General features: G+C 66.9%; 9 protein-coding genes and 2 pseudogenes. 5 read left to right on the plus strand and 6 right to left on the minus strand.

What is annotated here, in order from left to right; translation table 11 throughout:
• Positions 1–46 precede the first annotated feature (46 nt).
• Positions 47–169 carry a hypothetical protein gene (locus HCC78_RS34515; RefSeq protein ID WP_256368345.1) on the plus strand — a complete coding sequence of 41 codons (123 nt, stop codon included), beginning with the start codon at positions 47–49 and terminating at the stop codon, positions 167–169.
• Positions 170–381: 212 nt separating this feature from the next.
• Here the strand turns inward: HCC78_RS34515 and infB are convergent, their stop codons facing one another.
• From infB to pip, 6 genes are all read right to left on the minus strand, one after another.
• On the minus strand, positions 382–2,919 hold the full coding sequence (gene infB, locus HCC78_RS25455; RefSeq protein ID WP_172331595.1) for a translation initiation factor IF-2: 2,538 nt from the start codon (positions 2,917–2,919) through the stop codon (positions 382–384).
• A gap of 8 nt (positions 2,920–2,927) precedes the next feature.
• The gene (locus tag HCC78_RS25460; RefSeq protein ID WP_172331596.1) at positions 2,928–3,551 is read right to left on the minus strand and encodes an RNA-binding protein; all 624 of its coding nucleotides are present in this window, start codon (positions 3,549–3,551) and stop codon (positions 2,928–2,930) included.
• A gap of 23 nt (positions 3,552–3,574) precedes the next feature.
• Complete coding sequence (gene nusA / locus HCC78_RS25465; RefSeq protein WP_172331597.1) at positions 3,575–5,209, minus strand: transcription termination factor NusA; 1,635 nt, start codon at positions 5,207–5,209, stop codon at positions 3,575–3,577.
• A gap of 5 nt (positions 5,210–5,214) precedes the next feature.
• A complete protein-coding gene (rimP, locus tag HCC78_RS25470; protein WP_253949360.1) occupies positions 5,215–5,787 on the minus strand; it encodes a ribosome maturation factor RimP in 573 nt (190 codons plus the stop codon).
• A gap of 213 nt (positions 5,788–6,000) precedes the next feature.
• Entirely contained in the window at positions 6,001–8,097 is a 2,097-nt protein-coding gene (locus tag HCC78_RS25475) for a methyl-accepting chemotaxis protein (protein ID WP_172331599.1), read from the minus strand.
• A 102-nt stretch (positions 8,098–8,199) separates the two neighbouring features.
• Complete coding sequence (gene pip / locus HCC78_RS25480) at positions 8,200–9,192, minus strand: prolyl aminopeptidase (RefSeq protein WP_172331600.1); 993 nt, start codon at positions 9,190–9,192, stop codon at positions 8,200–8,202.
• Between the two features lie 67 nt (positions 9,193–9,259).
• Here pip and ubiG point away from each other — a divergent pair, with 67 nt between their 5' ends.
• The 4 genes and pseudogenes from ubiG to HCC78_RS25500 form a co-directional block, all read left to right on the plus strand.
• Positions 9,260–10,006 carry a bifunctional 2-polyprenyl-6-hydroxyphenol methylase/3-demethylubiquinol 3-O-methyltransferase UbiG gene (ubiG, locus tag HCC78_RS25485; protein WP_172331601.1) on the plus strand — a complete coding sequence of 249 codons (747 nt, stop codon included), beginning with the start codon at positions 9,260–9,262 and terminating at the stop codon, positions 10,004–10,006.
• A 334-nt stretch (positions 10,007–10,340) separates the two neighbouring features.
• Positions 10,341–10,647, plus strand: a pseudogene (locus tag HCC78_RS25490) (transposase); the annotation flags it as partial.
• A 210-nt stretch (positions 10,648–10,857) separates the two neighbouring features.
• Positions 10,858–11,053, plus strand: a pseudogene (locus HCC78_RS25495) (hypothetical protein); the annotation flags it as partial.
• Between the two features lie 118 nt (positions 11,054–11,171).
• Positions 11,172–11,632, plus strand: a 461-nt coding sequence (locus HCC78_RS25500) for a site-specific integrase (RefSeq protein WP_172331602.1), incomplete at its 3' end; no start/stop codon positions are given.

Raw genomic sequence — 11,632 nt, forward strand, 5'->3', positions numbered from 1 at the left:
TCTCTTCAGGACACCACCACCACATGACTTTCGGGGAGACACCACAATGCTCAAGACCATCACCGTCGGCAGCCACATCTCTGTCCAGGGCACTTTCGTGAAGGCACTGTCGAACGGCCGCATCATCGTGCGCGTCGGTCCGCGGACCTTCGAAGGCACGCCGGTCTGACCACCAGCCACACTGTTTTCAGACCACGTACCGGCAGAGCCGAGCGCCCCGCGCTCGGCTCTTTTCTTTTGTCCGGAACCGGCCGCAGCCGCTATCCCGTTCGGCCGCAAGGCGCCGCGCCCTGCCCATGAACGCAGAACGCAGAACGCAGAACGCAGAACGCAGAACGGGCGCCCGAAGGCGCCCGCTTGCAATCCCGTCCGTGACCCGCCTCAGGCGAGGGTCCGGGTGACTTCCTCGCGCTCGAAGATCTCGATGACGTCGCCCTCGCGGATGTCGTCATAGGCTTCGAAGGCCATGCCGCATTCCTGGCCCGACTGGACCTCGGCAACTTCGTCCTTGAAGCGCTTCAGAGTCTTCAGCGTGCCTTCGTGGATCACCACGTTGTCGCGCAGCAGACGGACGCCTGCGGAGCGGCGCGCAATGCCCTCGGTGACCAGACAGCCGGCGACCTTGCCGATGCCCGTGACCTTGAAGACCTGGCGGATTTCCGCATAGCCGATGAAGTTCTCGCGGATTTCGTTCGACAGCAGGCCGGAGGCCGCCGCTTTCACGTCGTCCACGAGGTCGTAGATCACCGAGTAGTAGCGGATCTCCACGCCCTTCTGGTTGGCGGCGTTCCGGGCCGGAGCATTGGCACGGACGTTGAAGCCGAAGACCGGCGCGCCGGAGGCTTCCGCCAGGCCGATATCCGACTCGGTGATCGCGCCGACGCCCGAATGCAGGACCCGCACGCGGACCTCGTCGTTGCCGATCTTCTCCATCGCCTGGACGATGGCCTCGGCAGACCCCTGCACGTCGGCCTTCACCAGGATCGGCAGCTCGGCGACATTCTCGTCGGCCTTTGCCTTCGCCATCAGCTGTTCCAGCGTGGTGGCTGCCCCGGCTGCGGCGCGCTTGTCCTTGGCGGCCTGCTCGCGGTAGTCGGCGATCTCGCGGGCCTGGGCCTCGGTCTCGACCACGTTGAGCACGTCGCCCGCTTCGGGCGTGCCGTTCAGGCCGAGCACTTCGACCGGCTCGGACGGGCCTGCGGATTTCACCCGCTCGCCCTTGTCGTTGATCAGCGCGCGGACCTTGCCCCACTGTTCGCCGACGACGAAGATGTCGCCCTGCTTCAGCGTGCCGTTCTGCACGAGGACCGTCGCAACCGGACCGCGGCCGACATCCAGCTGCGCCTCGATCACGGCGCCGTTGGCAGCGCGGTCGGGGTTGGCCTTCAGTTCGAGGATCTCGGACTGCAGCGCGATCGCGTCGAGCAGCTCGTCGAGACCCAGGCCGGTCTTGGCCGAGACTTCCACGTCCTGCACCTCGCCCGACATGGCCTCGACGACCACCTCGTGCTGCAGCAGGTCGGTCCGCACCTTCATCGGGTCGGAATCCGGCTTGTCGACCTTGTTGATCGCGACGATCATCGGCACGCCCGCTGCCTTGGCATGGGCGATGGCCTCAACCGTCTGCGGCATCACCGCGTCATCCGCCGCCACGACCAGAACCACGATGTCCGTCACCTGGGCACCGCGTGCCCGCATCGAGGTGAAGGCCGCGTGGCCGGGCGTGTCGAGGAAGGTAATCAGCTGGCCGCCATCGGTCTTCACCTGGTAGGCGCCGATATGCTGGGTGATCCCGCCTGCTTCGCCCGCGACGACCTTCGCATTCCGGATCGCGTCCAGAAGCGACGTCTTGCCGTGGTCGACATGGCCCATGATGGTGACGACCGGAGCGCGCGGCTGCAGGTCCTCTTCCTTGTCGTCGACCGTGTGAATCACGTCCTCGACGTCCGCGTCGGAGACGCGCACGACCTTGTGGCCGAATTCCTCGATCAGCAGTTCCGCGGTATCGGCGTCGATCGACTGGTTCTGGGTCGCCATGATGCCGTTCTGCATCAGCGCCTTGACCACGTCGGCCACGCGTTCCGCCATGCGGTTCGCCAGTTCCTGGACCACGATGGTCTCGGGAAGCTGCACGTCGCGCACGATCTTCTCGCGGTTGTCGCCCGAACCGGAGGACTTCCGGCGCTCGCGCTCCTGCTTGCGGCGCATCGCGGCCAGCGACCGGCCGCGCTTCTCGCCGCCGCCGTTCAGGGCCTGGTTGACCGTCAGCTTGCCGGAGCGGCGGTTGTCGTCGCGGCCGCGCTTCTTGCCCGCGCTGTCGCGATCGGCAGTGTCCGACTTGCCCTTGCGCGGGGTCGGCATGCCGGATTTCGTCGGGGTCGCGCGCTCGGAGCGGGCTTCGGCAGCCGCGGGCGCAGGCTCGGCAGCGGCAGGCGCGGCCTTCTCGGCGCGCCGGGCTGCGGCGGCCTCTTCCTTCGCCTTCTTCGCGGCTTCCTCGGCCTCGCGCTTCTTGCGCTCGTCCTCTTCGGCCTTGGCCTTCAGCGCTTCCTCGCGCTCGCGCTCTTCGCGCTCCTTGGCCTCGATCTCCGCCCGGCGGCGTTCGCGCTCGTCGGCACGGCGCTTCTCTTCCTCGGCGCGCTCGCGTGCGTCATCGGCCTCGCGGGCCTTGGCGGCCTGCAGGGCGCGAAGGCGGCGTTCCATCTCCGCATCGGAGATCCCGGCAGGACGTCGGGACGGATCGCCGCCGGCAGCTCCGCCACCGGACTTGCTGCCCCCGGGCTTCGGGACGACCACGCGCTTGCGCTTGGTTTCGACCACGACATTCTTCGTCCGGCCGTGGCTGAAGCTCTGCTTCACCTGACCGGAACGAGGACCACCACCGCGGACACCCAGAGTTTTCTTACCGTCGCTATCGCTCATAAAGCCGTTCAATCCTTCCCGGGGGCCGAATTGCCCCCGTCCTGCGGGCGCAGACCCGCCAAACGTGACGCTTCCTCTACAACACGGCGGGCGAGTCCACCAGCGGCAAGCGCACCGTGCACGACATTTTCCCGGCCAAACGCCAGACCAAGCTCCGAGCCCGAAAGCACGGTTATCAAGGTCTCCGGACCGCCAGGCGGCCGGAGCTTCGATTTCCCCCGCTCCGAGCCGTCGCAAGCCTGGAGCAGCAGCACGGCCTCGCCGTTATCCAGCCAGGCCTTAACCTTCTCGTAGCCGGCCACCGCTCCGCCCGCCTTGCGGGAGAGGGCCACCAGCGTGACCAGACGGGAGGCAAGCCCGGCCTCGACCATGTCGGCCAGGCCTTCGGGCGGATGCACCTGCCGCTTCGCGGCGCGGCTGAACAGCTTCTTCTTCGCTGCCGCCTCGATCGCCGCCCTGTCGGCTGCGACCCACATGCCCCGTCCCGGCAGCTTGCCTGCCAGATCCGGCACCACCTCGTCGCCGGGACCGACGACGAAACGGACAAGTCCCGTCTTGGGTCCGGTCTCGCCCGTTGCCAGGCAACGGCGCTCCGGACCGTCCTTCTCGACCTTCGCTCCGCCCCGGCTCATGGCATCTGCCTCCGGGCCGTCGCTCAGGCCTCGTCCTCTTCGGCGACCTCGGCGTCCGCCAGGTCCTCGCCGTCTTCATCCTCTTCCGCGGCTGCCAGTTCGGCGGGATCGACCCAGCCCAGCTGCACGCGCGCGTTCATGACCAGGGTCTGCGCTTCCTCGAGGCTGACATCGTAGGGCTCGAGCAGCCCCTCGTCCTTGACCCGCTTGCCGTCGACCGTCGTCCAGCCGCCCGCAAGTTCCCAGTCGGCGCAGGTGGCGAAATCCTCGAGCGACTTCACGCCGTCCTTCGCCAGTGCCTCGATCATCTGGGGTGTCAGGCCCTCGAAGTCAACCAGGCTGTCCTCCACGCCGAGTGCGCGGGCGTTCTCGAGCGCCTTGCGGTTGAGTTCCTCGATGTGGTCGCGGGCGCGCGCCTGGAGCTCCTCGGCGGTGCTTTCGTCGACGCCGTCGATCACCAGAAGCTCGTCGAGATCGACATAGGCGACCTCCTCGAGATTGGTGAAGCCTTCCGAAACCAGCAGCTGCGCGAAGAACTCGTCGACATCCAGCGTGTCCATGAACAGCTTGGTCCGCTCGGCGAACTCGGCCTGGCGGCGCTCGCTCTCCTGGCTTTCGGTCATGATGTCGATGTCGAGACCGGTCAGCTGGCTGGCAAGGCGCACGTTCTGGCCGCGGCGGCCGATGGCGAGGCTCAGCTGGTCATCCGGCACGACGACCTCGATGCGCTCGGCTTCCTCGTCAAGCACCACCTTCGACACTTCGGCCGGCTGCAGCGCGTTGACCAGGAAGGTCGGCTGGTCCTCGTTCCACGGGATGATGTCGATCTTCTCGCCCTGCAGCTCGTTCACCACGGCCTGCACGCGCGAGCCGCGCATGCCGACGCAGGCGCCGACCGGGTCGATCGAGCTGTCGTAGGAAATGACGGCGATCTTGGCGCGGGACCCCGGGTCGCGGGCCACGGCCTTGATCTCGATGATGCCGTCGTAGATTTCCGGCACTTCCATCTTGAACAGCTCGGCCATGAATTCCGGCGCGGTGCGGCTGAGGAAGATCTGCGGGCCGCGCGGCTCGCGGCGCACGTCCTTGATGAACACGCGGATGCGGTCGTTCGGGCGGTAGCTCTCGCGGCCGATCTTCTCGTTGCGGCGCAGCACGGCTTCGCCGCGGCCGATGTCGACGATGATGTTGCCGTATTCCTCGCGGCGGACGATGCCGTTGATGATCGTGCCCGCGCGGTCCTTGAATTCCTCGTACTGGCGGTCGCGCTCGGCTTCGCGGACCTTCTGCAGGATGACCTGCTTCGCGGATTGCGCGGCGATCCGGCCCAGCTCCACCGGAGGAACTTCGTCGACGATCTCGTCGCCGACCTGCGGATCGGCCTTGTACTGCTTCGCCTGGTCGACGGTCAGCTCGGCCTGGTAGTTCTCCAGCTCCTCGTCCTCGACCACGGTGCGCACGCGGGTGAAGGTCGCCACGCCGGTACGGCGGTCGATCGCCACGCGGATGTCCATCTCCGAGCCGTAGCGCGACTTCGCGGCGCGCGCGAGGCTTTCTTCCATGGCCTCGATCACCAGATCCGGATCGATCATCTTCTCGCGGGCCACCGCCTCCGCGGTCTGGAGAAGCTCCAGCTGGTTCGCTGCAGTAATCGCCATGGGGATCAGTCCTCCTCGGTCACGGCTGCCGGGTCGCCGGCATTGTCGGTGACGATCTCGTCGAATTCGTCTTCGTTTATGATGCCCGCCGCCTTTCGCTGGCGCAGCATCTCTGTGATCAGGTCGTCGGTCAGCACCAGCTTGGCATCGCTGAGCCATTCGAATTTCAGGCCGATGGTGACCGGCTCGGCCCCGGAGGATTGCGGCGGCAGGGTGAGCAGCACCTCGTCCTCCTCGACACCGGCCAGTTCCCCGCGGAAGCGGCGGCGGCCGTCGATCAGCTCGGTGGTCTCGATCTTGGCCTCGTAGCCGGCCCAGGTGTCGAAATCCTTCAGGCGGGTCAGCGGCCGGTCGATCCCGGGGCTGGAAACTTCGAGCGTGTAGGCTTCGTCCAGCGGGTCCTCGACATCGAGCGCGGCCGAAACGGCCGTCGAGATCTTGGCGCAGTCATCGACTTCGATCCCGCCCTCGGGACGGTCGGCCATGATCTGCAGCGTATGCGTCTTGCCGCCCATCAGGCGGATGCGGACAAGCTCGTAGCCGAGATCGGCAATCACCGGCTCGACAATCTCCGCCATCCGGCGGTCGATGGGGGCTTTCGCGATCAGATCCGACACGAGCGAACTCCAAGGGGTTTCAAGACGCACAAAAAAACGGGCCAGCGGCCCGTTGCATCTATCGGTGGAACACCGCCCCGGAGGGGAACAGCGCGCCGCTTGCGGTGCTCTTACTGGTTTCCCGCCGCGCACGCAAGCTGATTCTGCCCCGGCTGGTCCGCCGGGGCAAAGCGCTCAGAAATCTTCCCAGCCGCCGTCGTCATATCCCGGGGCGGAGGAGCTTTCCGCTGCGGGGGCAGCGGCCGCGGCCCGCTTCGGTTCCGGAGCCGGCGCGCGCGGCAAGGCCGCGGGCTCAGCGGCCGGGGGCGGCATCTCGACCGACGCCTTCAGCCGCGCGACCGCCGCGGCCCGGCCCGGGCTTAGCCGGAACTGCGCGACGGCATTGCCGAGATTTACGGCCTCGCGGGTGAGGGTCTGGCTGGCCGACAGCGTTTCCTGGAAGAGCGCGGTATTGGCCTGTGTCGTATTGTCGAGATGCGAGACCGAGGTGTTTATTTCGCCCAGGCCGACCGACTGCTCGCCGGCGGAGCGGGCGATGTCCGACACATGGCCGGAGATTTCCGAAACCGAGGCCGCGATCCGGCGGAGGGTCTCGCCCGCCTCGCCGACGAGGGAGACGCCGCGATTGACCTGGTCGCCGCTTTCGGAAATCAGCGCGTTGATCTCCCGCGCCGCATCGGAGGACCGCTGCGCCAGGGCCCGGACCTCGGAGGCCACGACAGCGAAGCCGCGCCCGGCCTCGCCCGCCCGTGCCGCCTCCACCCCGGCATTCAGCGCCAGAAGGTTGGTCTGGAAGGCAATGTCATCGATCACATGGATGATCTTGGAGATCTTTTCCGAGGACTGCTCGATCGCCCCCATGGCCTCGACCGCCTGGCGCACGACTTCGCCGCTCTGTTCGGCAGTGCTGCGGGCATCGACCACGATCCGGTCGGCATCCTTCGCCCCTTTGGCCGCCAGAGCGACCGACGACGTCAGCTGCTCCAGCGCCGCGGCGGTCTCTTCCAGCGTCGCTGCCGCCTGTTCGGTTCGCTTGGCCACGTCCTCGGCAGAGGTCGTGATCGCCTCGCCCTTCTCGACGATATTTCCCGACGATTCGGAAATGTTCGCGATCACTTCTTCCAGCGTGCCGACGGCAGCGTTGAAATCGGTGCGCAGCTCCTCGTAGACCCCCTCGAATTCCTCGTCGATGCGGAAGCTCAGATCGCCCGAGGCCAGCGTGCGGAGCGCGTCGGCGAGGATTTTCACCACATGTTCCTGGCGGTCGAGCAGTTCGCGGCGCTCGCGGTCGGCCTTCTGCAGGTCTTCCGCGCGGGCCGCTTCCTCGCGAGCCTTCGCCTGCTGCGCGGCCATCTCGGCCTCGACCTCGCGGTCACGCTCCGCCTGGTCGGCCTGGCGCGCCGCCTCGGCCCGGGCGGCCGCCGCCTCGGCATCCTCGCGCGCCCGCACCTCCGCCTCGGAAGCCAGGCGGGCATTTTCCACCAGCCCCTCCCGGAAGGCGCGGACGGCGAGCGCCATTTCGCCGAATTCGTCGGACCGGCCGAGACAGGGGATCTCCGCCTCCAGATCGCCGGCGGAAAGGGTCGCCATGCGGGCGTTCAGCTTGCGCGCCGGGCCGGTGATGCTGCGGGCGATCATCATGATGACCAGGGTGAGAAAGACCATGCCGCCTAGGCCGACGGCGATGGCAGCGTTGCGCAGCCCGGCCAGCTGTGCCTGGATGTCTTCGAGATAGGTGCCGGTGCCGACGATCCATCCCCAGGGCGCGAAGGGGCGGACATAGCCCAGCTTCGGCACCATTTCCGCCGCGCCGTTCTCGCCGAAGCGGTTGAAGCTGTATTGCAGCGCGCCGCCGCCCTCCTTGGAAAGCGCGACGAATTCGAGGAAGACCTTCACGCCGTCCGGATCCTCGAACCCGCTCTGGTCGGTGCCTTCCAGATCCGCCTTGCTGCCATGCGCCATAATCACGGCATTGCCGTCCAGCGCGAAGAAATAGCCGTCGCCGTCGTAGCGCATGCCGTCGAGGATCCGCCGCCCTTCGGCGCGCGCGGCATCGGGCGTCAGCTCGCCGGTATCGACCCTGTGCTGGACGGCATCGAGACTGAAGAGCGCGGCATCGACCAGATCGCGCAGGTACATTTCCCGCATCTGGATCTTGTTGCGTTCCGCCAGCGTATACATCGTGGCGGCCAGCACCGCGAATGCCAGCAGGACAACGACCACGATCGCATAGATCCGGCCACTGATGCGCAACCCGAATGCCGTCTTCATAGGAAGCTCTCCGAAAAATCACTCGGAGCCTGTATGGGACGGAAGAAGTAAATGTTGGGTTGTGCCGGGCCGAATTATCCCCTGCCCGGCCCGTTTCCGCGGTCAGATGCGCAGGAGCCCGCGCTGCTTGCGCAGGACGTTGGTGATCCGCACCAGCTCCGCGCTGATTCCCGGCTCGCTCAGCGCATGGCCGGCATTGGGCACCAGCTTCAGCTCGGCGCGCGGCCAGGCCCGGGACAGCGCCCAGGCCGAATGCGGCGGGCAGATCATGTCGTAGCGCCCCTGCACGATGGCACCGGGCACATCCGCGATGCGGCCGATATTCTCCAGGATCCAGTTCCGCGAGTCGAGGAAGCCGCCATTGATGAAATAATGGTTCTCCAGCCGCGAGAAGGCGCGCGCGTAATCCGCCGGGCTGTCATGCTGCAGCCCCTGGCTCTGGATCGAGGCCAGCGCGTTCTCCCAGGCAGCCCAGGCCCGGGCATGGCGGATCTCGACCATCGCGTCGCCGCTGAACAGCCGCCGGTGATAGGCCGCGATCAGGTCGCCGCGCTCCTCCTCGGGGATGAGCCGCACGAAGCGGTCCCAGACATCGGGCCAGAACTGCCCTGCCCCGCCGCCGTAGAACCAGTCGAGCTCGCCCGGGGTCATCAGGAAGATGCCGCGCAGCGCCAGATAGGCGGCACGCTCGGGATGGGTAATCGCGTAGACCAGCGACAGGGTCGCGCCCCAGCTGCCACCGAAGACGATCCAGCGGTCGATGCCCAGTTCCTCGCGGATCTGCTCCATGTCCGCAACCAGATGCCAGGTCGTGTTGTTCTCGACCGAGGCATGCGGCCGCGACCGGCCGCAGCCGCGCTGGTCGAACAGGATGATCCGGTAGGCCGAGGGGTCGAAATAGCGCCGCATCGCCGGGCTGCAGCCGCCGCCGGGGCCGCCGTGAACCACCACGACGGGAATCCCGTCGGGCGAGCCGCATTGCTCGATATAGATCCTGTGGCCGTCACCTGTCTCCAGCATCCGCTGGTCGTAGGCATCGACCGGGGGATAGAGAAACTGGTGCGCCGTACGCTTTTGACCTGAGACTTGCTCCATGGAGCGACTATATAGGCGAGCAGAGGCCTCGGCCATAGATGGAAAACACGAAAAAGGGGCACACGGCATGAGCGATGCAGTTTCGACCGTCGATCCGCAGGAAATCGCGAAATTCGAGGCGATGGCCGCAGAGTGGTGGGATCCGCAGGGCAAGTTCAAGCCGCTGCACATGATGAACCCCTGTCGGCTGGACTACATCATCGGCCAGATCGCCGCGGAATTCGGCCGCGACCGCACTGCCCCCCGGCCCTTCCAAGGCCTGCGCATCCTCGATATCGGCTGCGGCGGCGGACTGCTCTGCGAGCCGCTGGCGCGGCTCGGGGCCGAGGTCGTGGGCGCCGACGCCGCCGAGCGCAACATCCCGGTGGCGAAGCTCCATGCCGAACAGTCCGGGCTGGAGATCGACTACCGCCACACCACCGCGGAGGCGATCGCCGCCGGCGGCGAACGCTTCGACGTGGTGCTGGCGATGGAGGTGGTCGAGCATGTCGCCGATCCGCAGGACTTCCTCACGGTCTGCGCCAGCCTGCTGAAGCCCGCCGGGCTGGCCATCGTCTCGACGCTGAACCGCAACCCGAAAAGCTATCTGATGGCGATCATCGGCGCCGAGCAGATCATGCGCTGGCTGCCGAAGGGCACGCATGACTGGGCCAAGTTCATCACCCCGGACGAGCTGTTCGGCCAGCTGGAAAAGGCGGGCGTCGCGCCTGTGGACCGCAAGGGTTTCGTCTTCAACCCGCTCGGCTGGAGCTGGTCGATCTCCGACCGCGACCTGTCGGTGAACTACGTCACGGCGAGCCGCGCCCCGGCCTGAGCCGGTCGGGTAGTCCGGGTAGGCCGCTGGCCGATCGGGCGCTGGTGGTCCGCCCCTGCAGGGAACATCTGCCGCGAACGACCGGACCGGGCCGGCTCGGCTAGGTCGCTGGCGACGAAGCTCCTGGCTCCGTGACCGGCGGGAATTGGGCTGGCAGGGCACCCACGGCAGGCACGGAACATCCGCAGATTCCACCCGCTATCGGGGCGTGATGTTGCCGGATGAGCCACGGCGCCGAAGCGAGGCGTTGTTGCGCAAACCCATGGGGATTCACCTCGTGAATCCAGCATGCTAGCTGGACAGCATGAGCAGACCTCCGAAAACGACGCACAAGATGACCAACTGGAAAAGCTAGCGAGCCGTTGCGCGCCACCGGTCCGAGCGCAATGGCGAGCGAGGCGCTGAGGCGGCGCGGCTCGCTGAGTGTCTGGTTCGTTCCCTCGATGCAGTGGGAAGCGGCGCCTTCCGGGCGGCGCGGCCGTCGGCAGGCATACAGCGACGCGGCGATCCAGGCCTGCCTGACCCTCGAGGCCCTCCTCGGAATGCCCTTCCGACAGGCCACTGGTTTTGTGGCAAGCCTGCTGGAACTGTCCGGGCTTGGCTGGTCCGTGCCTGACTTCAGCACCCTGTCACGCCGCCAAAGTGAGACGGGACCGTGGCGCCAGTGGCGCCGCGAAAGCCCGTCGAACATTGGACGTCACTGAGCATGCCCCCGGCTCCCGGACCGGGCCGATATTCACTATGCGGCCATCTTTGCAGTCATGTCGATCCTTGCCTGTTCGGGGGCGTTGTTGCGGAACTCGTCGGCTTTCGGGATTCACGGCGTGGATCCGGTGGGTCAAGAGCTTGGCATAGCGAAGCCGGAACCTGCCCGGCACCGCACGGCCAACTGGAAATCCTGCAGCGAGCCATTGATGCGCCATTGGTTCGAGCACAATGGCGGACGCGCTTAGGCGGCGCGGCTCGCTCCTGGTCTGGCTGGGCAGGGACGTGGCCTGGCTCGCGCCGAAGGCAGGCAAACCCGGGCGTCCGCCGGTCCTTTCGGAATGGCGAGGATCAGCAGACGGTCCTGGGGAGTTCGGGCCGGTCCGCGCCAGCGGCAAATCCTCCGGCGGAGGATTTGGGGGCCGGACGAGCGGAGACGCTCAGGGGCGAGCTGGAGCGCATGCCCAGGCATGACGCCATCACGGTGCTGGCAAGCTCCAAGGGCAGGCCCTGGACGTGTGACGGCTTCCAGAGCAGCTTCCAGCGCCTCAAGAAGAAGCTGGAGACCAAGGGCGCAATCAAACCCGGCCTCACGCCCAAAGGGCTGCGCCACACGATGGCGACATGGCTCCGCGAGGCTGGCCGTTCCGAGCGCGATATCTCCGACCTCCTGGCGCAGAACTCCCCGGCCATGGGGCTGCACTATTCGAAGGATGGGGCTGCACTATTCGAAGGATGCGGACCTCGCCCTGAAGAACCGCGCAACCATCGACATCTGGGAGGGGCGTTCTTGGACAAATCAGCTGGCTCTCTTGCCGGTGGTTTTCGAGGTTGTTGTCACCGGTGTCTATTTTCAGGCTGCGCACTCTCCCGTCCCGGCCATGGGGCCGCCGCGGACTGCTTCCCTGGCGAGCGCGCCGG

Origin of the sequence: Mangrovicoccus sp. HB161399, assembly GCF_013184745.1 — a bacterium.
Classification (GTDB): Bacteria; Pseudomonadota; Alphaproteobacteria; order Rhodobacterales; family Rhodobacteraceae; genus Mangrovicoccus.

What these genes read in the sequence shown, in the direction of transcription:
- pip (WP_172331600.1), bottom strand. Translation starts at nt 9,192, where the DNA reads ATGGAGCAAGTCTCAGGTCAAAAGCGTACGGCGCACCAGTTTCTCTAT.
- rimP (WP_253949360.1), bottom strand. Translation starts at nt 5,787, where the DNA reads ATGGCGGAGATTGTCGAGCCGGTGATTGCCGATCTCGGCTACGAGCTT.
- nusA (WP_172331597.1), bottom strand. Translation starts at nt 5,209, where the DNA reads ATGGCGATTACTGCAGCGAACCAGCTGGAGCTTCTCCAGACCGCGGAG.
- HCC78_RS34515 (WP_256368345.1), top strand. Translation starts at nt 47, where the DNA reads ATGCTCAAGACCATCACCGTCGGCAGCCACATCTCTGTCCAGGGCACT.
- ubiG (WP_172331601.1), top strand. Translation starts at nt 9,260, where the DNA reads ATGAGCGATGCAGTTTCGACCGTCGATCCGCAGGAAATCGCGAAATTC.
- HCC78_RS25475 (WP_172331599.1), bottom strand. Translation starts at nt 8,097, where the DNA reads ATGAAGACGGCATTCGGGTTGCGCATCAGTGGCCGGATCTATGCGATC.
- HCC78_RS25460 (WP_172331596.1), bottom strand. Translation starts at nt 3,551, where the DNA reads ATGAGCCGGGGCGGAGCGAAGGTCGAGAAGGACGGTCCGGAGCGCCGT.
- infB (WP_172331595.1), bottom strand. Translation starts at nt 2,919, where the DNA reads ATGAGCGATAGCGACGGTAAGAAAACTCTGGGTGTCCGCGGTGGTGGT.